The sequence below is a fragment of the Spirillospora sp. NPDC048911 genome (assembly GCF_043198015.1).
In the GTDB taxonomy this organism is placed as follows: domain Bacteria; phylum Actinomycetota; class Actinomycetes; order Streptosporangiales; family Streptosporangiaceae; genus Spirillospora.
Map to the genome: position 1 here is coordinate 1,446,301 of NZ_JBICUD010000001.1, position 24,946 is coordinate 1,471,246.

Here is a 24,946-nt window from a genome sequence, read left to right on the forward strand (position 1 = left end):
TTGGGGTCATGACCCGCGCCTCACTCGACAAGCAGCCCGCCGACGTCGCCGCGATGTTCGACAGCACGGCCGAGCGGTACGACCTGCTCAACAGCCTGATGACCGGTGGCCAGGATCGGCGCTGGCGGAAAGAGGTCGTCAAGGCCGTGGCCGCGCGGCCGGGGGAGCGGGTCCTCGATCTGGCCGCCGGGACGGGCACGTCGTCGGTGCCGTTCGCCGAGGCGGGGGCCGAGACGGTGGCCTGCGACTTCTCGCTGGGGATGTTGCGGGTCGGGGTGCGGCGGCAAGCCGGTGTGGAGCGGCTGCGGTTCGTGGCGGGGGACGCGCTGAGGCTCCCGTTCGCGGACGGGTCGTTCGACGCGGTGACGATTTCGTTCGGATTGCGCAACGTCGCGGACACGGATCTGGCGCTCCGCGAGTTGCGGCGGGTCGCCAAGCCGGGTGGGCGGCTGCTGGTCTGTGAGGTCAGTCACCCGCCGAACGCGCTCCTGGCGATGGGGCACAAGATGCACCTGCGGTACGGGCTGCCGCTGCTGGCCAAGGTGAGCTCCAACCCCGATTCCTACAGGTACTTGGGCGAATCGACGCTCGCGTGGCCCGGCCAGGCGGCGCTGGCCGAGTTGATTCAGGGCGCGGGATGGGAGAAGGTCCGCTGGCGTGACCTGACGTTCGGGGTCGTGGCGCTCCATCACGCCATCAACCCGGGCTGATGTCGTGGGACCGGTCCAAATCTCTGGACGTACAGAGGTACCCACACGCAGCCAATAAGGAATAGACTCCCCAACGGATCCTTGTGAAGTACTTCACAAGCGAACGAGCTAAAGAGGAACGCTGTGACCGACTCCACCCGTACGGCAGACGTCATCGTCGTCGGGGCCGGCCCCGCCGGATCGGGGACCGCCTACTGGCTGGCCCAGGCCGGCCTGGACGTGCTGCTGCTGGAGAAGGCGACGTTCCCGCGCGACAAGATCTGCGGCGACGGGCTCACGCCGCGCGCCGTGCGGGCACTGGTGGGCATGGGCGTCGACGTCAACGCGCCCGGCTGGGCCCGCAACAAGGGCCTGCGGATCTACGGCGGCGGCGTCAAGATCGAGCTGCCGTGGCCGGAACTGGCGAGCTTCCCCGACTACGGGCTCGTCCGCACGCGCATGGACCTCGACCAGTTGCTGGCCGAGCACGCGGTCAAGGCGGGGGCCAAGCTCCTGCAGGGCTGCAACGTCCAGGCGCCGATCCTGGACGAGCGCACCGACCGCATCATCGGCGTGACCGCCAAGTACGAGGGCGAAGAGGTCGAGTTCCGGGCGTCCGTGGTGGTGGCCTGCGACGGCGTCTCGTCCCGGCTCTCCACCGCGATGGACGTCCGGCGGCGCGAAGACCGCCCGATGGGCGTGGCCGTCCGGCGCTACTTCGAGAGCCCGCGGCACACCGACGACTACATGGAGGCGTGGCTGGAGCTCTGGGACGGCGAACGCCTGCTCCCCGGCTACGGCTGGGTCTTCCCGGTCGCCGACGGCACCTGCAACGTCGGGCTCGGCCTGCTCAACACCAGCAAGTCGTTCAAGGACGTCGACTACCGCGGCATGCTCAAGCGCTGGTGCGCCAACATGCCCGAGGACTGGCGGTTCGACGAGGAGCACGCGACGAGCCCCATCCGCGGCGCCGCGCTCCCCATGGGCTTCAACCGGCAGCCGCACTACACGCGCGGCATGCTGCTGGTCGGCGACGCCGGCGGAATGGTCAACCCGTTCAACGGCGAGGGCATCGACTACGCCCTCGAATCCGGCCACCTCGCCGCCGACATCATCGTCCAGGCGCTCGCCCGGCGGACCCCCGCGCAGCGGGAGCGGACCCTGTACGAGTACCCCCGGATCCTCAAGGACGAGCACGGCGGCTATTTCACCCTCGCCCGTGTCTTCGTCCAGGCCATCGGCGACCCGCGAGTCATGAAGTTCCTGACCGCGCACGGCCTGCCGCACCCGACGTTGATGCGATTCACGCTCAAGCTGCTGGCGAATCTCACCGATCCCAAGGGCGGTGACGCGATGGACCGGGTCATCAACGCGATGCAGAAGGTGGCTCCGGCAGCATGAGGCGACCGGGCAATACAGCTTGAGACCGACCCCCCGGAGGGGAGTGCTATTGATCGCCTTGGCTAAGGTGGCGAGCCGTATTCGTGATGGCCGTCACGTGTGCGCCCCGTACAACGCCGTACGAACCGAGGAGGGGCTGTAGAGGCATGGATCTCTATGTTCCGATCATCGTGCTTGGAGTGCTCGCCTTCGCTTTCGCGGCGGGTTCGGTGGCGATGGCCGCCCTCACGGGTCCCAAGCGCTGGAACCGCGCCCGGCTGGACGCCTACGAATGCGGTATCGAACCGACCCCGCAGCCGGCCGGCGGCGGGCGTTTCCCGGTGAAGTACTACCTGACGGCGATGCTGTTCATCGTCTTCGACATTGAGATCATCTTCCTTTATCCCTGGGCGGTCGCCTTCGACCACCTGGGAATTTTCGGTCTTGTGGAGATGGTCCTGTTCATCCTCACCGTGCTGGTGGCGTACGCCTACATCTGGCGGCGCGGTGGTCTGGAGTGGGACTGATGAGGGACGCGGAGGCGCGCGGCGCGCGCTGGACCGAGGAGCCTGCGACGAGGGAAGCGCGTGCCGGAAGGCGCGCCGGAGCGGAGCGGGGGCAGTGTCATGGGTCTTGAAGAGAAACTCCCCAGCGGCTTCCTGCTGACGACCGTCGAGCAGGTCGCCGGTTGGGCGCGCAAGAGCTCGGTGTGGCCGGCCACCTTCGGTCTCGCCTGCTGCGCGATCGAGATGATGGCGACGGGCGACCCCCGTCACGACATGGCCCGCTGGGGCATGGAACGGGCGTCGGCGACGCCGCGGCAGGCCGACCTGATGGTCGTCGCGGGCCGGGTGAGCCAGAAGATGGCCCCGGTGCTCCGGCAGATCTACGACCAGATGACCGAGCCCAAGTGGGTCATCGCGATGGGCGTGTGCGCCTCGTCCGGCGGCATGTTCAACAACTACGCGATCGTGCAGGGCGTCGATCACATCGTCCCGGTGGACATCTACCTGCCCGGCTGCCCGCCGCGGCCCGAGATGCTCCTGGACGCGATCCTCAAGCTGCACGACAAGATCCAGAACACCAAGCTCGGCCCGCAGCGCGCGAAGCAGATCCAGGAGCTGGAGGTGGCCAAGCGCCGCCAGCTGCCGCTGCTCGGACAAGGGACGGGGTCGCTCTGATGAGCGAGGTGCAGGCGCGCGGTGCGCGCTGGACTGAGGAACCTGCGACGAGGGAAGCGCGCACCGAAAGGCGCGCCGGAGCCGAGCGGGGGACACTGTGAGTTCTCAGCATCCTGAGCAGAAGGCCGAGCAGGCCGCCGACCAGCTGCCCGCGCACTCCGAGGAGGAGCGCAAGGAGCAGCCGGTCGCCCGCATGGGCATGTTCGGCGCCAAGACGACCGGCGACACCTCCGGCTACGGCGGTCTCGTCGTCCGCCAGTCGCCGAAGGTGTCCACGCCGCGCCCGTTCGGCGGGCCCGAGGGCGCCGCCGAGGCGGGCGCGTTCGACGAGATCGCCGACGAGCTGGAGCGCGTCTTCGCCGGCTTCGGCGACGCCGTCGAGCGCATCGTGGTCGACCGGGGCGAGATGACGTTCTTCGTCAAGCGCGAGCACCTGGCCGCGGTCGCCAAGACCATGCGGGACGAGCCGTCGCTGCGGTTCGAGTTGTGCTCCGGCGTCTCCGGCGTGCACTACCCGCAGGACACCGGCGCCGAGCTGCACTCGGTCGTCCACCTCCTGTCGATCACGCACAACCGGCGGGTCCGGCTGGAGACGACCTGCCCCGACGCCGACCCGCACGTCCCGTCGCTCGTCCCGGTCTACCCGACCGCCGACTGGCACGAGCGGGAGACCTACGACTTCTTCGGGATCGTCTACGACGGCCACCCGGCGCTCACCCGCATCGAGATGCCGGACGACTGGGTCGGCCACCCGCAGCGCAAGGACTACCCGCTCGGCGGCATCCCCGTCGAGTACCGCGGCGCCGAGATCCCGCCGCCGGATGAGCGGAGGTCGTACGTATGAGCCCCTCGACGAAGTACACCGAGTACGACGCCTACGCAGCCGACGAGGCCGCGGAGGGCAAGGTCTTCGACGTCGGCGGCCAGGACTGGGACAAGGTCGTGGCCGCGGCGGAGGACCTCGGCGACGAGCGCCTGGTCGTCAACATGGGCCCGCAGCACCCGTCCACGCACGGCGTGCTCCGGCTCATCCTGACGCTCGACGGCGAGACGGTGAACGAGTGCCGGGTGGGCATCGGCTACCTGCACACCGGCATCGAGAAGAACATGGAGTTCCGCACCTGGACGCAGGGCTCCACGTTCTGCACGCGCATGGACTACCTGGCGCCGATCTTCAACGAGACGGCGTACTGCCTGGGCGTGGAGAAGCTGCTCGGCATCACCGACCAGGTGCCGGAGCGGGCCCAGATCATCCGCGTGATGATGATGGAGCTCAACCGCATCTCCTCGCACCTGGTCGCGATCGCCACGTTCGGCCTGGAACTGGGCGCGACGACGGTCATGCTCAACGGGTTCATCGAGCGCGAGTACACCCTTGACCTCTTCGAGGAGATCACGGGCCTGCGCATGAACATGGCGTACGTGCGTCCCGGCGGCGTCGCCCAGGACCTGCCGAGCGGGGCCCTCAGCTCGATCCGCGACTACCTGGACCGCATGCCCAAGCGCATCCAGGCGCTGCGCAAGCTGATGGACTCCAACCCGGTCTACCTGGCTCGCACCAAGGACATCGCGTACCTCGACCTGACCGGCTGCATGGCCCTCGGCATCACCGGCCCGGTGCTGCGCGCGACCGGCCTGCCGTGGGACCTGCGCAAGTCGCAGCCCTACTGCGGCTACGAGACCTACGACTTCGAGGTGGCCACGCAGGACACCAGCGACGTCTATGGCCGCTATCTCGTGCGCATGCAGGAGATGGAGGAGTCCCTCAAGATCGTCGAGCAGTGCGTGGAGCGGCTGCAGTCGGTCAAGGGCCCGGTGATGGTCGAGGACAAGAAGATCGGCTGGCCCGCGCAGCTGGCGATCGGCGCCGACGGCATGGGCAACTCGCCGCGCCACATCGCGCACATCATGGGCACCTCGATGGAGGCCCTCATCCACCACTTCAAGCTGGTGACCGAGGGTTTCCGCGTCCCGGCGGGCCAGGCGTACTCGACGATCGAGTCGCCGCGCGGCGAGATGGGCGTGCACGTGGTGAGCGACGGCGGCACCCGCCCCTACCGTGTGCACTTCCGCGACCCGTCCTTCACCAACCTGCAGGCCACCCCGGCGATGGCCGAGGGCGGCATGATCGCCGACGTGATCGCGGCCGTCGCCTCGATCGACCCCGTCATGGGGGGAGTGGACCGTTAATGCCATACGAACCCGACGTGCGTGAGCGCCTCGAAGCGGACGCCAAGAACATCATCGGGCGCTATCCCAAGCCCCGGTCGGCGCTGCTGCCGATGCTGCACCTGGTGCAGTCGGTCGACGGGCACATCACCCAGGACGGCATCGAGTTCTGCGCGGAGCAGCTGGGCATCACCCCCGCCCAGGTCACCGGTGTCAGCACGTTCTACACGCAGTACAAGCGGAACCCGGTCGGCGAGTACCACGTGGGCGTCTGCATCAACACGCTCTGCGCCGTCATGGGCGGCGACCAGATCTGGAGCGAGGTCAGCGACCATCTGGGCGTCGGCCACGACGAGGCCACGCCGGACGGCAAGGTGTCGCTGGAGCGCATCGAGTGCAACGCGGCCTGCGACTTCGCTCCCGTGATGACGGTCAACTGGGAGTTCTTCGACAACATGACTCCCGGCAAGGCCAAGGAGCTGGTCGACGACCTGCGCTCCGGTAAGGAAGTGCTTCCTTCGCGCGGGCCCGAGAGCCTGTGCAGCTGGAAGGAGGCCTCCCGCGTGCTGGCCGGCTTCCCGGACGGCAGGGCGGGCGAGGGCCTCCAGGCCGGCGCCGAGTCGCTGGTCGGGCTCGCGCTCGCCAAGGAGCGCAACTGGACCGCCCCCGAACCGAACGGCGACCAGCCGCGGGCGCACGAGCCGGTCAAGCCGGGCGAGGTCACCGACCCCCCGCCGAACGAGCCCGGCAAGCCCATCGGCGGCGCGGTCAAGCCCGGCAGCCAGGAAGGTGAGAACAAGTGACGACGCTGACTCCGGTTCTCACCAAGAACTGGGACCAGAGCGACTCCTTCACGCGCGCCGCGTACGAGCGTGAGGGCGGCTACAAGGCCCTGCGCACGGCGTTCGGCATGGAGCCCGACGCGATCGTGCAGGCGGTCAAGGACTCCGGCCTGCGCGGCCGCGGCGGTGCGGGCTTCCCCACCGGCATGAAGTGGGGGTTCCTGCCGCCGACCAGCCCCAACCCGCGGTACCTGGTCGTGAACGCGGACGAGTCCGAGCCGGGCACGTGCAAGGACATCCCGCTGATGATGGCCAACCCGCACGTGCTGGTCGAGGGCGTGATCATCAGCTCCTACGCGATCCGCTCCAACTACGCGTTCATCTACGTGCGCGGCGAGGTGCTGCACGTGATCCGGCGCCTCCAGGCGGCGGTCGCGGAGGCCTACGAGGCCGGTTACCTCGGCAAGGACATCCTCGGCAGCGGCTACGACCTCGAACTGGTCGTGCACACCGGCGCCGGGGCGTACATCTGCGGCGAGGAGACGGCGCTGCTCGACTCGCTGGAAGGGTTCCGCGGCCAACCTCGGCTGAAGCCTCCCTTCCCGGCGGTCGCCGGTCTCTACGGCGGCCCCACTGTGATCAATAACGTCGAGTCGATCGCCTCGGTTCCCTCGATCGTGGAGAACGGCGCCGACTGGTTCGCCTCGATGGGCACCGAGAAGTCCAAGGGCTTCGGGATCTTCTCGCTGTCGGGGCACGTGACCAGGCCGGGCCAGTACGAGGCGCCGCTCGGCATCACGCTGCGCGAGCTCCTCGACATGGCGGGCGGGATCCGCGAGGGCCACCGGCTGAAGTTCTGGACGCCGGGCGGGTCCTCCACCCCGATCTTCACCGACGAGCACCTCGACGTTCCCCTCGACTTCGAGTCGGTGGGGGCCGCGGGCTCGATGCTCGGTACCCGGGCGCTGCAGATCTTCGACGAGACGACCTGCGTCGTCCGGGCCGTGCTGCGCTGGTCGGAGTTCTACGCGCACGAGTCGTGCGGCAAGTGCACGCCGTGCCGCGAGGGCACCTACTGGTACAAGCAGATGCTCAAGCGCCTGGAGGCCGGCGACGGCAAGGAAGAGGACCTGGAGACGCTCCTCGACCTGTCCGACAACATCCTCGGCCGCTCGTTCTGCGCGCTCGGCGACGGTGCGACGAGCCCGGTGGTCTCGTCCATCAAGCTCTTCCGCGACGAGTACCTCCAGCACTTCGAGCAGGGCGGCTGCCCGTTCGATCCGGCCAAGTCCACCCTGTGGGGAGGTGCCGCCCGATGACGGTCACCGATGACAAGAAAACGGTGGCTACAGGCGAGGAGATGGTGCCGGTCACCATCGACGGCTTCGAGATCGAGGTGCCCAAGGGCACCCTGATCATCCGGGCCGCCGAGCTGCTCGGCATCCAGATCCCGCGGTTCTGCGACCATCCGCTGCTCGACCCGGTCGGGGCCTGCCGCCAGTGCCTGGTGGAGATCCCGGACGCGGGCAACGGGCGCGGGATGCCCAAGCCGCAGGCGTCCTGCACGACCACCGTGATGCCCGGCATGGTCATCAAGACCCAGTTGACGTCGCCGGTGGCCGACAAGGCGCAGCACGGCGTCATGGAGCTGCTGCTCATCAACCACCCGCTGGACTGCCCGATCTGCGACAAGGGCGGCGAGTGCCCCCTGCAGAACCAGGCGATGTCCAACGGCCGGGGCGAGACGCGGTTCACCGAGACCAAGCGGACGTTCCCCAAGCCGATCCCGCTGTCCAGCCAGGTGCTGCTCGACCGTGAGCGCTGCATCCAGTGCGCCCGGTGCACCCGGTTCTCCGACCAGATCGCCGGCGACGCGTTCATCGACCTGTTCGAGCGCGGCGCCAAGGAGCAGGTCGGCGCGGCCGAGGACAAGCCGTTCCAGTCCTACTTCTCCGGCAACACCGTCCAGATCTGCCCGGTCGGCGCGCTGACCGGCGCGGCCTACCGGTTCCGGTCGCGGCCGTTCGACCTGGTGTCGACGCCGACCACGTGCGAGCACTGCGCGTCCGGCTGCGCGATCCGCGCCGACTCCCGGCGCGGCAAGATCACGCGGCGGCTGGCCGGTGACGACCCGCAGGTGAACGAGGAGTGGAACTGCGACAAGGGCCGGTGGGCGTTCACCTACGCCACCCAGCCCGACCGCCTCACCCACCCGCTCGTCCGCAACGAGCGGGGCGAGCTGGAGCCGGCCTCCTGGCCGGAGGCGCTCACGATCGCGGCGCGGGGCCTCGCCGCCGCCCGCGGCAAGACGGGCGTGCTGACCGGCGGGCGGGTGACCCTGGAGGACGCCTACGCGTACGCCAAGTTCGCCCGCATCGCGCTCGGCACCAACGACGTCGACTTCCGCGCCCGGCCGCACTCGCGCGAGGAGGCCGAGTTCCTGGCCTCGTCGGTCGCGGGCCGTGACATCGAGGTCTCCTACTCCGACCTGGAGAACGCGCCGGCGGTCCTGCTGGCCGGGTTCGAACCGGAGGAGGAGTCGCCGATCGTCTTCCTGCGGCTCCGCAAGGCGTTCCGCAAGAAGGGGCTGAAGGTCCTCGCGGTCGGCCCGTACGCCACCCGGGGCCTGGCGAAGGTCGGCGGCACGCTGCTGCCGGCCGGGCCCGGCGCCGAGGCCGAGGTGCTCGGCGACCTGGTCGCCTCCGCCGCCGACACGCTGCCGGTCGGATCGATCATCATGGTCGGCGAGCGGCTGGCCGCCAGCCCCGGCGCGCTGTCCAGCGTGGTCCGGCTGGCGCAGGCCAGTGGCGCCCGGCTGGCCTGGGTGCCGCGCCGGGCCGGTGAGCGCGGCGCGATCGAGGCCGGGGCGCTGCCCGGGCTGCTGCCGATCGGCCGCCCGGTCACCGACCCCGACGCGCGCGCCGAGGTCGCCCGCACGTGGGGCGTCGCCGAACTGCCGGCCACGCCCGGGCACGACACCGACGCGATCCTCGCGGCCGCGGCGGCGGGCGAGCGGGAGGCCCTGCTCGTCGGCGGCTTCGACCCGTACGACCTGCCTGACCCGGAGGCGGCGCTGGCCGCCCTGGAGCGCGCCCCGTTCGTGGTGAGCCTGGAGCAGCGGGTCAGCGCGGTCACCGACCGGGCCGACGTGGTGCTGCCGGTCGCGGCGGTCGCCGAGAAGTCCGGCACGTTCGTCGACTGGGAGGGCCGCGGCCGCCCGTTCGACGCCGTGCTCAAGTCCACCGGGCACCTGTCCGACCTGCGCGTCCTGGACGCGCTGGCGAACGAGATGGACGTGCACCTGGCGCTGCCGGGGCCCGAGGCCGCGCGGCGCGAGCTCGCCGGGCTCGGCGCCTTCCGCGGCGAGCGGCCCGCGGCGCCGAGCGTGGCGCAGGGCGCGCAGGCGCAGCCCGGACTCGGCGAGGCGCTGCTGGCCACCTGGCGGATGCTGCTCGACAAGGGCGCCATGCAGGACGGCGAGCCCTACCTGGCGGGGACGGCCAAGCCGGCGGTGGTGCGGCTGTCGCCGGCCACCGCGGCCGAGATCGGGGCCAACGACACGGTCGCGGTGTCGGCCGGGCGCGGCGAGGTCACGCTGCCGCTGGAGATCACCGCCGATCTGCCGGACCGGGTGGTCTGGGTGCCGACGAACTCCGCCGGATGCGCGCTCTACCGCGATCTGGGCGTGGCCGCGGGAAGCGTGGTCAAGATCTCCACTGGAGGCTCCCGATGAGTCCGCACGCCACCCTGGCCACGGCCGCCACGCGGGTCGCGGCGGCCGGACCGGCCGACGGCGACCCGACGCTCAAGGACTTCGGCAACGATCCGTGGTGGCTGGTCGGCGGCAAGGTGCTGGTCATCTTCGTCTTCCTCGTGGTCACCGTGCTGATGTCCATGTGGATGGAACGCCGCGTCATCGGCCGGATGCAGCTGCGCGTCGGCCCCAACCGCGCCGGGCCCTTCGGCCTGCTGCAGGGCCTGGCGGACGGCGTGAAGCTGGCGCTCAAGGAGGACATCGTCCCCCGCCAGGTCGACAAGCTCGTCTTCGTCCTGGCGCCGATCATCTCGGCGGTGCCGGCGTTCATCTCGTTCGCGATCATCCCGTTCGGCCCGACGGTGTCGGTCTTCGGCCATGAGACCGCGCTGCAGGGCACCGACCTGCCGGTCGCGGTGCTGCTGGTGCTGGCCATGTCGTCGATGGGCGTCTACGGGATCGTGCTGGCCGGCTGGTCGTCGATGTCGCCGTACTCGCTGCTCGGCGGGCTGCGCTCGTCGGCGCAGGTCATCTCGTACGAGATCGCGATGGGCCTGTCGTTCGTCGCGGTGTTCCTCTTCGCGGGGACGATGTCGACGACCGGCATCGTCAACGCGCAGGCCGACAAGTGGTTCGTGCTCCTGCTGTTCCCGTCGTTCCTGGTCTACGTGATCACGATGATGGGCGAGTCGAACCGCATTCCGTTCGACCTCCCCGAGGGCGAGGGCGAGCTGGTCGGCGGCTTCCACACCGAGTACTCGTCGCTGAAGTTCGCGATGTTCTTCCTCGCGGAGTACATCAACCTGGCGACGCTGTCGGCGCTGTGCACCACGCTCTTCCTGGGCGGCTGGCGCGCCCCGGCGCCGATCTCCACGGTGTGGGCGGGCGCCAACCAGGGCTGGTGGCCGGTGCTCTGGTTCGTCATCAAGCTCGTCCTGTTCATCTTCTTCTTCGTCTGGCTGCGCGGCACGCTCCCGCGGGTCCGCTACGACCAGCTGATGAAGCTCGGCTGGAAGGTGCTGATGCCCTTCTCGCTCGGCTGGATCCTGCTGGTCGCCACCATCCGGGCCTTCAAGAACGAGGGCTACGACATGGGCCGGATCTCGATCTACTCCGCGATCGCGCTGGGCGTGATCATCATCGTCACGCTGATCTGGGAGACCGCCCGCGGCGACGGCGACAAGGAGAAGCAGATCGTCCCGGACCCGGCGGGCGGTGCCGCCGCCGGCGGGCCCGCCGCTCCCGCCGACGTGGCCGCGGCGGGCGGGTTCCCCGTGCCGCCGATGGACGCGCCCCACTACCACGGAAAGACCACTACCTCTCGTAAGGAGGTCACCAGTGGGCTTCACTGACTTCCTGAACCCGGTCAAGGGGTTCGGGGTCTCGTTCCATCAGATGTTCACCAAGAGCGAGACCGTCCAGTACCCCGAGGTGAAGAAGCCGACCGCACCGCGGTTCCACGGCCGGCACCAGCTCAACCGCTGGCCCGACGGGCTGGAGAAGTGCGTCGGCTGCGAGCTGTGCGCCTGGGCCTGTCCCGCCGACGCCATCTTCGTCGAGGGCGCCGACAACACCGAGGACGAGCGCTACTCGCCGGGTGAGCGGTACGGCCGCGTCTACCAGATCAACTATCTGCGCTGCATCCTCTGCGGGCTGTGCATCGAGGCGTGTCCCACCCGGGCGCTCACGATGACGAACGAGTACGAGCTCGCCGACGACAGCCGCGAGAGCCTCATCTACACCAAGGACATGCTGCTGGCGCCGCTCCGTGAGGGCATGGAGACGCCGCCGCACGCGATGCGCCTCGGTGAGACCGAGGAGGACTACTACCGCCTCGGCCTCCAGCCGGACGAGGGCCCGGCCATCCCGAGCGAGGGCGGCGGGCGCGCGAGCGTCGACGCCGCGGTGGCCCGCGAAGAGGGCACGCGCGGAAAGAACGCCCGCGAGAAGGGCACCCGCAAGAGCGCCCGCCAAGAGGGTGAGAAGAAGTGAGGGCGGACGTGGTCGCGGCGGCTCAGGTCGCCGACGCGCAGCCGGGCGAGCCCTTCTTCTTCTGGGTGCTGGCGATCGCGTCGGTGGCCGCCGCGCTCGGCATGATCTTCATGCGGCGGGCGGTGCACTCCGCGCTGCTGCTGGCGGTCGTGATGTTGTCGCTGGCCGCGCTGTACGCGATCCAGGACGCGCCGTTCCTCGCGTTCGTCCAGGTGATCGTCTACACCGGCGCCGTGCTGATGCTCTTCCTGTTCGTGCTGATGCTCGTGGGCGTGAGCTCCACCGACTCGCTGGTGGAGACGATCCGCGGGCAGCGGCTCTGGGCGGCCGTCGGCGGCATCGGCTTCCTGGTGCTGCTGGTCTTCGGCCTCGGGGACGCGGCGCTGAGCGACTCGGCGGGCCTCAAGGACGCCAACGCCGAGGGCAACGTGATCGGGCTGGCCCGGTTGCTGTTCGGCAAGTACGTGTTCGCGTTCGAGGCGACCAGCGCGCTGCTGATCACCGCGGCGCTCGGCGCGATGGTGCTGGCGCACCGCGAGCGCACGACGCCCAAGCCGACGCAGCGGGACCTGTCGAAGAAGCGGTTCGAGGTCTACGCGGGCGGCGACTCCACCCACCCGGGCCCGCTGCCCGGCCCCGGCACGTACGCGCGGCACAACGCGGTCGACATGCCCGCGCTGCTGCCCGACGGCACGCCGTCCGAGCTGTCGGTCAACCCGGTCATCGCGGCCCGCACCGACACCGCCTCCCGGCACGCCGACCTGTACGGCGAGACCGAGCAGCACGCGCTGGAGGAGGACGTGGCCGCCGTCAAGGCCGTCACGGCGGAGGCCGAGGGCGCGGACGCGGCGGCGCGGGAGGTCAAGGCCGGGACACCGGCGCTCCCGTCGAACGAAGGCGAGGCTGGTCGATGAGTCCCGGGCACTACCTGGCCCTCTCGGCGATCCTGTTCACCATCGGCGCGGTCGGCGTGCTCGTGCGCCGCAACGCGATCGTGGTGTTCATGTGCGTCGAGCTCATGCTCAACGCCACGAACCTCGCGTTCGTGTCGTTCTCCCGCATGCACGGCAACCTCGACGGCCAGATCATCGCGTTCTTCGTGATGGTGGTGGCGGCGGCCGAGGTCGTGGTGGGCCTCGCGATCATCATGACCATCTTCCGGACCCGCAGGTCCTCGTCGGTGGACGACGCGAACCTGCTGAAGTACTGAGGTGCGCTGGTGAAGGCAGAAGGCGTCCAGGCACTCGCCTGGCTTCTCATAGCGCTCCCGCTGGCGGGCGCGGCGATCCTGCTCCTGGGCGGGCGCCGCACCGACAAGTGGGGGCACCTGCTCGGCGTGCTGATGTCGCTCGGCTCGTTCGTGGTCGGCGCGGCGATGTTCGTCCAGATGCTCGGTTACGACGCCGAAGAGCGCCGCCGGACCGTGCACCTCTGGGAGTTCTTCGACGTCGGCTCGTTCAAGGTCGACATGGGCCTGCTGGTGGACCCGCTGTCCATCAGCTTCGTGCTCCTGATCACCGGCGTCGGCTCGCTGATCCACATCTACTCCATCGGCTACATGGCGCACGACGAGGACCGGCGGCGCTTCTTCGCCTATCTGAACCTCTTCGTCGCGGCGATGCTCCTGCTGGTGCTCGGTGACAACTACGTCGCCATGTTCATCGGCTGGGAGGGCGTCGGTCTCGCCTCGTACCTGCTGATCGGGTTCTGGCAGTACAAGCCGACCGCGGCCACTGCGGCCAAGAAGGCGTTCGTGGTCAACCGGGTCGGCGACTTCGGCCTGGTCGCGGCGATCATGCTGATGTTCACCACGTTCGGCACGGTCTCGTTCGAGCAGATCCTGGGCGAGGGCGCCGAGCACGTGGGGCTCGCCTCCAAGCTCGGCACCGGCACCGCGACCGCGATCGGCCTGCTGCTGCTCCTCGGCGCGTGCGGCAAGTCGGCCCAGCTCCCGCTGCAGTCCTGGCTGCTGGACGCGATGGAGGGCCCGACCCCGGTGTCGGCCCTGATCCACGCGGCGACCATGGTGACCGCGGGCGTCTACCTGATCGTGCGGTCCGCGGCGATCTTCGAGATGTCCGACACCGCGCAGCTCGTCGTGACGATCGTCGGCGCCGCCACGCTGCTCGCCGGTGCGATCATCGGTACCGGCAAGGACGACATCAAGAAGGCGCTGGCCGGCTCGACGATGTCGCAGATCGGCTACATGCACCTGGCGGCCGGGCTCGGCAAGGCCGGGTACGCGTTCGCCATCGCGCACCTCATCGCGCACGGCTTCTTCAAGGCGGGGCTGTTCCTCGGCGCCGGGTCCGTCATGCACGGCATGAAGGACGACGTCAACATGCGCCACTACGGCGGGCTGCGCGCGATGATGGTCGTCACGTGGGCCACGTTCGGGCTCGGCTTCCTGGCGATCATCGGGTTCCCGGGACTGTCGGGCTGGTTCACCAAGGACGGCATCATCGAGGCCGCGTTCGAGAAGGGCGGCACCTCGGGGGCGATCCTCGGGGCGTGCGCGCTGATCGGCGCCGGCATCACCGCGTACTACATGTCGCGCGTGATGTTCATGACGTTCTACGGCGAGAAGCGCTGGGACGAGGACGTGCACCCGCACGAGTCGCCCAAGGTGATGACGGTTCCGCTGATGGTGCTGGCGCTCGGGTCGCTGTTCGCCGGTGGCTTCCTGATTCTCGGTGGTTTCTCCGACTTCCTCGCCCCGGTCGTGGGCGAGCCCGAGCACCACGGCTTCAAGCCGATCACCGGTCCGGGCATCGCCACGTTCGTGCTGATGCTCGTCGGCGTCGGGATCGCGTGGCGGCAGTACGGGGCGCGGCCGGTGCCGCGTGAGGCGCCGAAGGGCTCCTTCGTCACGGTCGCCGCCCGCAAGGACCTCTACGGGGACGCGCTGAACGAGTCGCTGCTCATGCGGCCCGGCCAGTGGCTGACCCGGCTGGCGGTCTGGTTCGACAACCGGGGCGTCGACGGCGCGGTGAACGGCCTCGCGGCCGGGATCGGCGGCACCTCGGGCCGCGTCCGGCGCGTCCAGACCGGCTTCGCCCGTTCCTATGCACTCTCAATGTTCTTCGGCGCCGCTCTTGTCGTGGCAGCGCTCCTGGTGGTGAGCGTCTGATGGAAGACTTTCCCTGGCTGAGCGTCCTGATCGCGCTGCCGGTGCTCGGCGCGCTGATCGTGGGGCTGCTGCCACGCGGGAGCGACGAGCTCGTCAAGCGGGTCGCGCTCGGCGTCTCGCTGGTGGTCGCGGTGGTCGCCGGTGTGATGGCGGCGCAGTTCGACACCGGCGGCGCGCGGTTCCAGTTCGACGAGAAGTACTGGTGGATCAAGCAGTTCGGGGTCCACTGGGCGGTCGGCGTCGACGGTGTCGCGCTGACGCTGGTGCTGCTGTCGGTCGTCCTCGTGCCGCTGGTCATCCTGGCCTCGTGGAACGACGCCGACCGGTCGGGCGGCGTCGACGTGCCCGCCAAGCGGTCGGTGAAGACGTACTTCGTGCTGATCCTGGCGCTGGAGTCGATGATGATCGGCGTCTTCGCGGCGACCGACGTCTTCCTCTTCTACGTCTTCTTCGAGGCGATGCTGATCCCGGTGTACTTCATCATCGGGTCCTACGGCGGCGCGCAGCGCTCGTACGCCGCGGTGAAGTTCCTGCTCTACTCGCTGTTCGGCGGGCTGATCATGCTCGTCGCGGTGATCTGGCTCTACCCGCTGTCGGCCAAGCCGGCGAGCGAGGGCGGGCTCGGGCAGGGCACGTTCCTGTTCAGCGAGCTGAGCAAGCTGAACATCGACCCCAGCACCGCCAAGTGGCTGTTCGTGGGCTTCTTCATCGCGTTCGCGATCAAGGCGCCGATGGTGCCGGTGCACACCTGGCTGCCGGACGCGGCCGGGCAGTCCCCGGCGGGCGCGCTAGTGCTGATCGTCGGCGTGCTCGACAAGGTCGGCACGTACGGGATGCTGCGGTTCTGCCTGGAGCTGTTCCCGGGCGCGGCCGACTGGGCGACCCCGGTGGTGCTCACGCTCGCCGTGATCAGCATCATCTACGGCGCGGTGCTGGCGATCGGCCAGGTCGACCTCAAGCGGCTGGTCGCCTACACCTCGATCTCGCACTTCGGGTTCATCGTGCTGGGCATCTTCGCGATGACCTCGCAGGGGCAGTCGGGTGCCGCGCTCTACATGGTCAACCACGGCTTCTCCACCGGCGCGCTGTTCCTGATCGTCGGCTTCATGATCGTCCGGCGCCGGTCGGCCCGGGTCGACGCCTACGGTGGCGTCCAGAAGGAGGCCCCCAAGCTCGCCGGGCTCTTCCTGGTCGCCGGGCTGTCGGGGCTGTCGCTGCCGGGCCTCGCGCCGTTCGTGTCGGAGTTCCTGGTCCTGACCGGAACGTTCACCCGGTACAAGGTGCCGGCGCTGATCGCCACGACCGGCATCGTCCTCGCCGCCATCTACATCCTGTGGATGTACCAGCGGACGATGGGCGGGCCCGCCACCGAGAAGGTGAAGGGCATGCCCGACCTGTCCGCGCGCGAGCTGTGGGCGGTCGGGCCGATCATCGCGCTCATCGTGGTGATGGGCTTCTTCCCGCAGCCGGTGCTGAACGTGATCAACCCCTCGGTGGAGCAGACCCTGAGCCGGGTCGACAAGCCGAACGATCCGGCGCCGAAGATCACCGGTAACGTCGCCGAGAACGGAGCGCGGCCATGAGCACGACTGGCGCGGTGCTGGCGCAGGGGGACATCTCCGCGCCGCACATCGAGTACGGGCAGCTCGCCCCGATGTTGCTGGTCTTCGGCGTGGCGATCGCGGGCGTGCTCGTCGAGGCGTTCGTCTCGCGCACGTGGCGCTATTCGGTGCAGGTGCCGCTGGCCTTCCTCGGCTTGATCGGCGCGTTCGCCTGGACCTGCGTCCTGGCCTACACCGACAAGCCCTTCCACGTCGCGGCCGAAGGCGCACTGGCGGTGGACGGGCCGACCCTGTTCCTGCAGGGCACGATCCTCGTGCTCGCCCTCATCTCGCTCCTGCTGATCTCCGAGCGCGGCGGCAAGGCGCACTTCGCGTCGCAGGCCGCGGCGCTGCCGGGCAGCGAGGCCGAGCAGGAGACGATGGCGGCCGGGATCACCCAGACCGAGGTGTTCCCGCTGATGATGTTCGCGGTGGGCGGCATGCTGGCCTTCCCCGCCTCGAACGACCTGCTCACGATGTTCGTGGCGCTCGAGATCCTGTCGCTCCCGCTCTACCTGCTCTGCGGGCTGGCCCGCCGTCGGCGGCTGCTGTCGCAGGAGGCCGCGCTCAAGTACTTCCTGCTGGGCGCGTTCTCCTCGGCCTTCTTCCTGTACGGGACGGCGCTGCTGTACGGCTACGCCGGTTCGGTGCGGCTGTCGGTGATCGCCGACCAGCTGAGCAAGAACGCGGGCAGCGAGACCCTGCTGCTGGCCGGGATGGCGCTGCTGGCCGTCGGGCTGCTGTTCAAGCTCGGCGCGGTGCCGTTCCACATGTGGAAGCCGGACGTCTACCAGGGCGCCCCGACCCCGATCACCGCGCTGATGGCGTCCTGCACGCTGGTGTCGGCGTTCGGCGCGATGTTGCGGGTCTTCTACGTGGCGTTCGAGAACCTGCGCTGGGACTGGCGGCCGGTCATGTGGGGTGTGGCCATTCTCACAATGGTCGCGGGCGCGGTCATCGCCATCACCCAGACCGACGTGAAGCGGCTCCTCGCGTACTCCTCGATCGCGCACGCGGGCTTCCTGCTCACCGGCGTGATCGCGACCTCGCGCGACGGCCTGTCGAGCACGCTGTTCTACCTGGCGGCCTACGGCTTCACCACGATCGGCGCGTTCGCCGTGATCACCATGGTCCGGGACGCGGGCGGCGAGGCGGGCCACCTGTCGCGCTGGGCCGGGCTGGGCAAGCGTTCCCCGGTGGTCGCCGGGGTGTTCGCCTTCTTCCTCCTGGCCTTCGCCGGTATCCCGCTGACCAGCGGTTTCACCGGCAAGTTCGCGGTCTTCAAGGCGGCCATCGAGGCGGGGGCGACCCCGCTGGTCGTGGTCGGCGTGCTGTCCTCGGCCATCGCCGCGTTCTTCTACGTCCGGGTGATCGTGGTCATGTTCTTCAGCGAGCCGGAGGCCGACGGGCCGACGGTCGTGGCCGGACCGGCGACCGCGGCTGCGGTGGCGCTCGGGCTGACGGCTACTGTTGTACTCGGCGTCCTGCCCCAGCCCATGCTGGACCTGGCGGGACACGCCGCGACACAGATGTTCGTGCGGTAGGGGGTTTGGGTGAGTAGCAGCGCCGTTCCGTTCGGTCTGCCCGTGGACGAGGGCCTCGCCGCCGACATGCTGGAGCGGCTCGCGGCCGTCGAGAGCCTGCTGCTCGAGTCGGTCCACAGCGAGGACCCGCTGCTCACCCAGGCCTCCAAGCACCTGGTCGAGGCCGGCGGCAAGCGCTTCCGCCCGATGCTGGTGCTGCTGGCCTCCCACTTCGGCGACCCCGCCGCGGCCGGTGTCGTCCCGGCCGCGGTGGTGGTCGAGCTGACCCACCTGGCCACCCTCTACCACGACGACGTCATGGACGAGGCGACCGTGCGCCGGGGCACCCCCTCGGCCAACGCCCGGTGGACCAACACCGTCGCCATCCTCACCGGCGACTACCTGTTCGCCCGCGCCTCCGACCTGCTGGCCGACCTCGGCCCCGAGGCCGTCCGCATCCAGGCCCGCGCGTTCGCCCGCCTGGTCCGCGGCCAGATCCAGGAGACCGTCGGCGCCACCCCCGACGCCGACCCGCTCAAGCACTACCTGCAGGTCGTGGCCGACAAGACCGCGTCCCTCATCGCCGTGTCGGGCCAGTTCGGCGCCCTCCTCGGCGGCGCCCCCTCGCACGTCGTCGACACCATCACCTCCGCCTGCGAGAAGATCGGCGTCGCGTTCCAGCTCTCCGACGACATCCTCGACATCGCCTCGGACGCCGAGCAGTCGGGCAAGACCCCGGGCACCGACCTGCGCGAGGGCATCCGCACCCTGCCGATGCACCTCGTCCTCGCCGGTGCCGGCTCAGGCCCCGACGACGCCCGCCTCCGCGAGCTCCTCGGCCAGGACCTCACCGACGACGCCCTGCACGCCGAGGCACTGGCCCTGCTGCGCGCCCACCCCGCGATGGACCGGGCCCGCACCGACCTCCGCCGCTGGGCCGAAGACGCCCGCGCCGAGCTGGAGACCCTCCCGGACATCCCCGTCCGCGCCGCCTTCACCGGCCTCTGCGACTACGTCGTCTCCCGCACGGGTTAGGCCTTCTGGGGTTCGGCGGAAGGCAGCCCTCGGACCTTCATGGCGTGGAGGACCAGGTTGACGAGGACCTCCTTGCACGAGTCGAGCCGGCGGGCGTCGCACAGCATGACCGGCACGTTCGGGCCCAGGTTGAGGGCCTGCTGGATCTCCTCCAGGTCGAACCGGCGGGCCCCCTCGAAGCAGTTGACCGCCACGATGAACGGCGTGCCGCGGCGCTCGAAGTAGTCGACCGAAGGGAAGCACTCCGACAGGCGCCGGGTGTCGGCGAGGACGACCGCCCCGAGCGCGCCCAGCGACACCTCGTCCCACATGAACCAGAACCGCTCCTGGCCCGGGGTGCCGAAGAGGTAGAGCACGTACTCATCGCGCATGGTGATGCGGCCGAAGTCCATCGCGACGGTGGTCGTCTGCTTCGTCTCGACGCCGGACACGTCGTCGACGCCCACGCTGTGATCGGTGAGGATCTCCTCGGTCCGCAGGGGCGCGGTCTCCGACACGGTCCCGACCATCGTGGTCTTCCCGACCCCGAAGCCGCCCGCGATCACGATCTTGACCGCCGTGGGCAGCCTGCGCTCGTTAGAGGGCCCGGAGACCATCGATCACCGCCTTGTAGAGCCTGATGTCGTGCATGTCCGCCTCCGGTTCGGGTTCCTGCAGGGTGATGAGGCCCTTGTCGAGGAGGTCGCCCAGCAGGACCCGCACGGTGGCCACGGGCAGGTCCAGATGCCCGGTGAGCTCGGCCACCGACATCACCGACTGGCACAGCCGCGTGATCGCCAGATGTTCGGGCCCGAGGCCCACCTCGCTCGCCGTCTCCGGCGCGAGCGCCACCACCAGCGTGATGAGGTCGAAGCTGCCCCGGGTCGGCTCGATCCGCCCGCTGGTCATCACGTACGGGCGCACCATCGGCCCGGCGTGCTCGTCGAGCCACCGTTCCTCGGGCCGGTCCTGCCGTCGCGGACCGTCCTGCCAGGGATCCTCTGGGGGCATCATGACGGGGCCTGATCCTCCATGGAGGTTCGCGACGGGCTGGTCAGGTGGTGTCCCATGGCGGTGACGAGCATCGCCATCTCGTAGGCGATGAGCCCCACATCGGAGTCCTCGTCGCTCAGCACCGCCAGGCAGGCCCCCTTGCCCGCCACCGTGACCAGCATGAAGGCCGACTGCATCTCGATGATCGTCTGGCGTACGGGCCCGCCGCCGAACCGCGTCCCCGCGCCCTTGGCCAGGCTCTGGATCCCCGCCGCCACCGCGGCCAGGTGCTCGCCGTCGTCCTGCCCGATGCCGCGCGACGACGCCATCAGCAGCCCGTCCGCCGACAGCACGACGGCGTGCCGGGCATGGGGCAGCCGGGTGATCAGGTCGTCCAGCAACCAGCTCAGGTCCGCCGGCGAACCCGTCTTCTGCGTCACTGCTCGTCCTCACCTTCCGCTGTGTCCGTCCTGGCGGCCGCCTCGCTCCGCCCGCGCTCCGTGCCGCGCTGGTACGAGCCCATGATCCGCTGAATCTCCTCGGGAGACCGCCCGGGATCGTCCTCGTCCGGCTCCTCGACCACCGCCGGCTCCTCGGTCTTCAAAGCCGGCGCCAAGCTCGCCTGCGGCACCCGCACCGGCAACCCACCCGGAGTACTCGAAACCTCCGGCTCAGGCCTCTCGTCCACCGCGCCCTCCGTGTCGTCCGGTGCCGCCGGACCGGACGCCTCGGCCGGGGCGGTCTCCGCCAATGGCGCCGGTGCCGAGATGTCGGCGACATCGTGCTCAGGCGAAGGGGCCGCGAGCGAGATGGCCGTGACCGGTGCCGGCGCGGCCGCCGGTGCGGCGGCGAGCACGGGCTGGCGGACGGCCAGGCCGTTCTCGGTCGTCGCCGTGGCGGCGGGAAGAGGCCGTGGACCGGTCGATCCGTCCTCGGCGTCCGTCACGAGCTCGCGCGGGACCACCACGACGGCGGTCGTGCCGCCGTACGCCGACCGCTTCAGGGAGACCTGGAGCCCGTACCGTTCGGCCAGCTTGCCGACGACGAACAGGCCGAGCTGCACCGAGCTCTGCAGGTTGAACTCCGGCGGATCGGCGATGCGCTGGTTGATCTCGCCGAGCTTCTGGTCGTCCATGCCGAGGCCGCGGTCCTCGATGTCGATCGCGAATCCGCTCGCGACCGGATGCCCGCCGATCTGGACGACGGTGTCGGGCGGGGAGAACGTCACCGCGTTCTCGATCAGCTCGGCCAGCAGGTGCGTGACGTCGCCGACGGCCCGCCCGGTCAGCTCGACCTCGCCGATGGGCATGACCTGGACCCGGGTGTAGTCCTCGACCTCGCCGACCGCCGCCCGGACCACGTCCACCATCGGCACCGACCGCCGCCAGCCACGCGCGGGGATGGCCCCGGAGAGGACGATGAGGTTCTCGGCGTTGCGCCGCATGCGGGTGGCCAGGTGGTCCAGCCGGAACAGCTCCTGCAGATCCTTGGGATCGATGTCGTGCTTGCGCTCCATCTGGTCGAGCATGCTGAGCTGCCGGTGGACGAGGGTCTGCGTGCGGCGGGCCAGGCTCAGCAGGACGTCGCGAATACCGCGCCGCAGCTCGGCCTGCTCGACCGCGGTGCGGATCGCGGTCTCCTGCACGACGTTGAACGCGCGGCCCACCTGCCCGATCTCGTCCGCTCCGAACTCCAGCGGCGGAGCCTCCTTGGCGACGTCGACCTTGTCGCCATGCCCCAGCCGCTCGACGACGCTCGGCAGCCGCTGCTCGGCCAGTTCGCGCGCGGCGTCACGCAGCCGCTGCAACTGCCGGGACATGCCGCGGACCGTGGTGATGGACAGCACGATGGACGCGATGACCGCGATCAGGCCGAGCCCACCGGCCAGCAGCAACCGGATGACCACTCCGGCGGCGATCGGCTTGGCCCGTTCCACCAGCCGGTCTCCCGACCCCTGCACCTGACGCCGCAGCTCGGTGAGCGCCGGCCCCGCCGCGGCGGTCCATTGTTCGGCGCTCACCGGCGAGCGCTGCGCCGACCGGTCCTGCGCGCCGGCGCGGCGGCTCTGCGCGAGCTGCTCCTCCAAGGCGCTGATCCGCGCGAGGACCGGGCTCCTGATCAGATTCGTGTGCAGGACGCGGTCGGAGTTCTCGACATCGGTCACGGCGCGCGCGAGGAGGTTGCGCCGCGCGCCGACGAGCTGGATGAACTGGAACTGCTCCGCCGGTGTCACCCGGCCGGTGGACAGCGCGCCGGCCATCAGCGCGTCCTCCTGGGAGAGCAGCTCCCAGGAGCGGTTGAGCTCGACCAGGGATCGGGTGTCCTTGGCGAAGTCCTTGTCGTCCAGCGTGGCGAGGGTGTCGTAGACCAGGAAGAACGAGTCGATGACCTTGGAGTACGACGTCGCGACGCGGGTCCGGTCGGTGACTCCGGCGTCGACCGTCCGGCGTGCGCCGTCCATGCCGCTCAGCTGGTCGAGCATCTGCGTGATCCGTCGTTCGAGCAGGTCGCCCGCGGTCCACCGGACGCTGCCCGCACGTGCCTTTCGCACCAGTTCGGCCTTGGCCCTGTCGGTGCGGGCCCGCTGCTGGTCGAGGGCGCGCCGCTTGGCGGCGGTCGGCGCCGCCATGTGAATCATGGAGAGCCGGCGTTCCTGCTGGAGCTCGACGAGGAGCGGGTCGGAGGGCTGCGCGATGTTGGAGTCGAGGGTGCTCACGCCGAGCAGGTTCACGCCTTCCCGCAAGGTCACCCATGCGGCGAACGACCAGAGGGCGATCAGGGAGAGCAGCAGGGCCGTGACTTTCGTCCGCAGGCGTGAGTTGCGGAAGCGCATAACTTCGCCCCAACAATATGTAGGTTGATCTGCGAACCGTTAGGAACTAACGGACCAGCGCAAGTTTCCCTTGACCGGGATGGGCGCGGGCAGCGGCCGTTCGGCACGCGAGGGAACACTAGCAACCCGTGACATACCGGCTCAAGGTCAACCAACATAAATGCCGACCGACCTCGGCGAAGAGCCGAGTATGTGGCGCAATTCACTTACCGGAAACCGGTGCGGACTTCTCCGCGAGATGCAGCGACGCCACGATCGCGGCTCGAACGATTGCCGTGGGCCGGTAAAGATCTTTGTCGTGCCACAGGGCCGGCTCATCCTTGAGCTCGCCGGCAAGAGCGCCGGATTCGTCCCACAGTGCCTGTGCGAGGTGTTCCCGGCCACGCGCCACCGCCCGTAGGGAGAGCGGATCCGGCCGCGGCGTCGTAAGAAGCAGAGTTCGCACGGCGTAGGCCGTCTCCTCCGCCGTCCCTTGCCATCGCCCCCAAGAGCCGTCCGCGCGCTGGGTGTCCAGAACCCACTGGCGGGCGGCCTTCACCGCGGGCGCGGATCGCTCGCCTGCGAATCCGGCCAGCGCGACGGCGCAGCAGGCAGTCGCATAATAAGGCGAGGCGTGCCAGCGATCTGCCCAGCTCCCGTCGTTTCGTTGCTGTTCGCACAACCAATAGGCAAGCTTGTTGATAGTCGCTGAATAGCGTCGTCCCATCCCGGCGCCGATCCGTTGGGCGGGAACGGACGCCAGATATTGTCCGAAGGCTTCAATGACGTGGGCGTTCGTGGTGGTGGAGTTGCCGTCTTCCTCTGCCCACGTGCAGAAATGCGTCTCGCCCTCGTACTCCCACAGCGGGTCGGGCCGGCGCGGAGCTCCGAGCAGCGCCAGCGCGTAGAGCGCGCCGGCCGTGGTGTCGGCGTCCGCGGGCAGGCCCGCGGCGGCGGCGGTGCCCTTGGGGCCCAGCGGTGCGGTGAGGCTCAGCACGAGCTGGGGATGGACGTTCACCGGCAATCCCGAACGCAGCAGCCAGGCCAGCACCCATCCGCGTTCGAACACCGTCAGCGGCAATCCGCAGGGCACCGGACCGTCGTGCAGCGCCACCACGGTCTCCAGGTGCCAGCGTGCGGGGTCGCCGGGATCGGCCGGCATACGATCTCCCAGCCAGGCCGCGGTGGCGGCGGGGGCCGCCCCGATCGTGCCGGTCCGCTCGGGACGGACGTGCGGCAGGCCGACCGCGGTCTCACCGGCCACTTCCAGTGCGTGCAGGAGCTTCGGCGGTATGTCCCTTCCCGATTCCAGCAGTCTTCTGGTCCGCAGGAGCTTGTCGCCGTTCACGCCGGCGGGAAGGGCGATCCGGGTGCCCGCCCATTCTTCGAGGCCCTGCCGCGGCCGTGCGGGCAGGCCCGCCAGGTGCCGGTTGATCCTTTCGACGAGCGAGGGCACGATCAGCTCGATGGCCGGCATGTCGGGTAGCGGAGTCCAGCTCGGGCGTGCGCCGTTCAGTCCGTCCACCAAGGCGCTCAGCCCGCGTGCCGCGGCCTCGGCCACTGCCTCGGGGTGGGGCTGCGAGCCGGTGCCCGTCGCGAGCGTGTCGTTGCACACGACCGACAAGAGCGCCTCGGCCGCGCTCAGGGTCGGAGCCAGCGAATAGCCCTCTTCCCCTGGCCCCCAGGCGCCGTCTGAGCGTTGGGTCTTCAGGAGGTAGGCCACCCGCCGGCCATGCCCGGACAGCCAGGGGACCAGCGTCACCAGCCGGCCTGTCTCGTAGACCGACGGTGACGTCTGCCCCCAGCCGTGCGTCATGAGACCGTCGACCAGGTCCTGGGCAGCCGAGACGATGGCGGACGGGCGCGTGTCGTCCGTGGAGATGACGGCGGACGCCAGGCCCGCGCCCGGCGTCTGGCCTGCGCCCG

General features: G+C 69.9%; 22 protein-coding genes. 17 read left to right on the plus strand and 5 right to left on the minus strand.

The features are described 5' to 3' along the window. Positions 1 to 8 precede the first annotated feature (8 nt). From ACGFNU_RS06665 to ACGFNU_RS06745, 17 genes are all read left to right on the plus strand, one after another. Positions 9 to 710: a demethylmenaquinone methyltransferase gene (locus tag ACGFNU_RS06665; protein ID WP_392590794.1), complete on the plus strand. Its 702-nt coding sequence runs from the start codon at positions 9 to 11 to the stop codon at positions 708 to 710. 123 nt (positions 711 to 833) lie between these two features. Continuing rightward, on the plus strand, positions 834 to 2,090 hold the full coding sequence (locus tag ACGFNU_RS06670) for a geranylgeranyl reductase family protein (protein WP_392590796.1): 1,257 nt from the start codon (positions 834 to 836) through the stop codon (positions 2,088 to 2,090). 146 nt (positions 2,091 to 2,236) lie between these two features. Beyond that, positions 2,237 to 2,596: an NADH-quinone oxidoreductase subunit A gene (locus ACGFNU_RS06675; RefSeq protein WP_392590798.1), complete on the plus strand. Its 360-nt coding sequence runs from the start codon at positions 2,237 to 2,239 to the stop codon at positions 2,594 to 2,596. A gap of 99 nt (positions 2,597 to 2,695) precedes the next feature. Further along, positions 2,696 to 3,250, plus strand: coding sequence for a NuoB/complex I 20 kDa subunit family protein (locus ACGFNU_RS06680; protein WP_392590800.1), 555 nt, complete (start codon positions 2,696 to 2,698; stop codon positions 3,248 to 3,250). Between the two features lie 97 nt (positions 3,251 to 3,347). Continuing rightward, complete coding sequence (locus tag ACGFNU_RS06685) at positions 3,348 to 4,094, plus strand: NADH-quinone oxidoreductase subunit C (RefSeq protein WP_392590802.1); 747 nt, start codon at positions 3,348 to 3,350, stop codon at positions 4,092 to 4,094. Then, a complete protein-coding gene (locus ACGFNU_RS06690) occupies positions 4,091 to 5,440 on the plus strand; it encodes an NADH-quinone oxidoreductase subunit D (protein WP_392590803.1) in 1,350 nt (449 codons plus the stop codon). The genes ACGFNU_RS06685 and ACGFNU_RS06690 overlap by 4 nt, the downstream gene beginning before the upstream one ends. Next, complete coding sequence (nuoE, locus tag ACGFNU_RS06695; RefSeq protein ID WP_392590805.1) at positions 5,440 to 6,222, plus strand: NADH-quinone oxidoreductase subunit NuoE; 783 nt, start codon at positions 5,440 to 5,442, stop codon at positions 6,220 to 6,222. Before ACGFNU_RS06690 ends, nuoE begins: the two co-directional genes overlap by 1 nt. Further along, complete coding sequence (gene nuoF, locus ACGFNU_RS06700; protein ID WP_392590807.1) at positions 6,219 to 7,520, plus strand: NADH-quinone oxidoreductase subunit NuoF; 1,302 nt, start codon at positions 6,219 to 6,221, stop codon at positions 7,518 to 7,520. The genes nuoE and nuoF overlap by 4 nt, the downstream gene beginning before the upstream one ends. After that, entirely contained in the window at positions 7,517 to 9,934 is a 2,418-nt protein-coding gene (locus ACGFNU_RS06705; RefSeq protein WP_392590809.1) for an NADH-quinone oxidoreductase subunit G, read from the plus strand. The genes nuoF and ACGFNU_RS06705 overlap by 4 nt, the downstream gene beginning before the upstream one ends. Beyond that, entirely contained in the window at positions 9,931 to 11,307 is a 1,377-nt protein-coding gene (gene nuoH, locus ACGFNU_RS06710) for an NADH-quinone oxidoreductase subunit NuoH (protein ID WP_392590810.1), read from the plus strand. The genes ACGFNU_RS06705 and nuoH overlap by 4 nt, the downstream gene beginning before the upstream one ends. Positions 11,308 to 11,350: 43 nt before the next feature. After that, on the plus strand, positions 11,351 to 11,947 hold the full coding sequence (nuoI, locus tag ACGFNU_RS06715; RefSeq protein WP_392591030.1) for an NADH-quinone oxidoreductase subunit NuoI: 597 nt from the start codon (positions 11,351 to 11,353) through the stop codon (positions 11,945 to 11,947). Next, positions 11,944 to 12,861 (plus strand): NADH-quinone oxidoreductase subunit J, encoded by a 918-nt coding sequence (locus tag ACGFNU_RS06720; RefSeq protein WP_392590812.1) that lies wholly within the window; start codon positions 11,944 to 11,946, stop codon positions 12,859 to 12,861. The genes nuoI and ACGFNU_RS06720 overlap by 4 nt, the downstream gene beginning before the upstream one ends. Continuing rightward, on the plus strand, positions 12,858 to 13,157 hold the full coding sequence (nuoK, locus tag ACGFNU_RS06725) for an NADH-quinone oxidoreductase subunit NuoK (RefSeq protein WP_208259340.1): 300 nt from the start codon (positions 12,858 to 12,860) through the stop codon (positions 13,155 to 13,157). Before ACGFNU_RS06720 ends, nuoK begins: the two co-directional genes overlap by 4 nt. A gap of 9 nt (positions 13,158 to 13,166) precedes the next feature. Beyond that, on the plus strand, positions 13,167 to 15,077 hold the full coding sequence (nuoL, locus tag ACGFNU_RS06730) for an NADH-quinone oxidoreductase subunit L (RefSeq protein ID WP_392590813.1): 1,911 nt from the start codon (positions 13,167 to 13,169) through the stop codon (positions 15,075 to 15,077). Then, on the plus strand, positions 15,077 to 16,660 hold the full coding sequence (locus ACGFNU_RS06735) for an NADH-quinone oxidoreductase subunit M (protein ID WP_392590815.1): 1,584 nt from the start codon (positions 15,077 to 15,079) through the stop codon (positions 16,658 to 16,660). The genes nuoL and ACGFNU_RS06735 overlap by 1 nt, the downstream gene beginning before the upstream one ends. After that, entirely contained in the window at positions 16,657 to 18,222 is a 1,566-nt protein-coding gene (gene nuoN / locus ACGFNU_RS06740) for an NADH-quinone oxidoreductase subunit NuoN (protein ID WP_392590817.1), read from the plus strand. Before ACGFNU_RS06735 ends, nuoN begins: the two co-directional genes overlap by 4 nt. Positions 18,223 to 18,288: 66 nt before the next feature. Continuing rightward, on the plus strand, positions 18,289 to 19,236 hold the full coding sequence (locus tag ACGFNU_RS06745; protein WP_392591031.1) for a polyprenyl synthetase family protein: 948 nt from the start codon (positions 18,289 to 18,291) through the stop codon (positions 19,234 to 19,236). Here the strand turns inward: ACGFNU_RS06745 and ACGFNU_RS06750 are convergent. The 5 genes from ACGFNU_RS06750 to ACGFNU_RS06770 all read right to left on the minus strand — a co-directional run bounded on the left by ACGFNU_RS06750 (position 19,233) and on the right by ACGFNU_RS06770 (position 24,836). Then, positions 19,233 to 19,832 (minus strand): ATP/GTP-binding protein, encoded by a 600-nt coding sequence (locus tag ACGFNU_RS06750; protein ID WP_392590818.1) that lies wholly within the window; start codon positions 19,830 to 19,832, stop codon positions 19,233 to 19,235. The two genes, ACGFNU_RS06745 and ACGFNU_RS06750, sit on opposite strands and share 4 nt — an antisense overlap. After that, entirely contained in the window at positions 19,813 to 20,229 is a 417-nt protein-coding gene (locus ACGFNU_RS06755; RefSeq protein ID WP_392590819.1) for a DUF742 domain-containing protein, read from the minus strand. The genes ACGFNU_RS06750 and ACGFNU_RS06755 overlap by 20 nt, the downstream gene beginning before the upstream one ends. Next, on the minus strand, positions 20,226 to 20,648 hold the full coding sequence (locus ACGFNU_RS06760; protein WP_392590821.1) for a roadblock/LC7 domain-containing protein: 423 nt from the start codon (positions 20,646 to 20,648) through the stop codon (positions 20,226 to 20,228). Before ACGFNU_RS06760 ends, ACGFNU_RS06755 begins: the two co-directional genes overlap by 4 nt. After that, positions 20,645 to 23,041, minus strand: coding sequence for a nitrate- and nitrite sensing domain-containing protein (locus ACGFNU_RS06765; RefSeq protein WP_392590823.1), 2,397 nt, complete (start codon positions 23,039 to 23,041; stop codon positions 20,645 to 20,647). The genes ACGFNU_RS06760 and ACGFNU_RS06765 overlap by 4 nt, the downstream gene beginning before the upstream one ends. A gap of 202 nt (positions 23,042 to 23,243) precedes the next feature. Continuing rightward, positions 23,244 to 24,836, minus strand: coding sequence for a prenyltransferase/squalene oxidase repeat-containing protein (locus ACGFNU_RS06770; protein WP_392590825.1), 1,593 nt, complete (start codon positions 24,834 to 24,836; stop codon positions 23,244 to 23,246). Positions 24,837 to 24,946 lie beyond the last annotated feature (110 nt).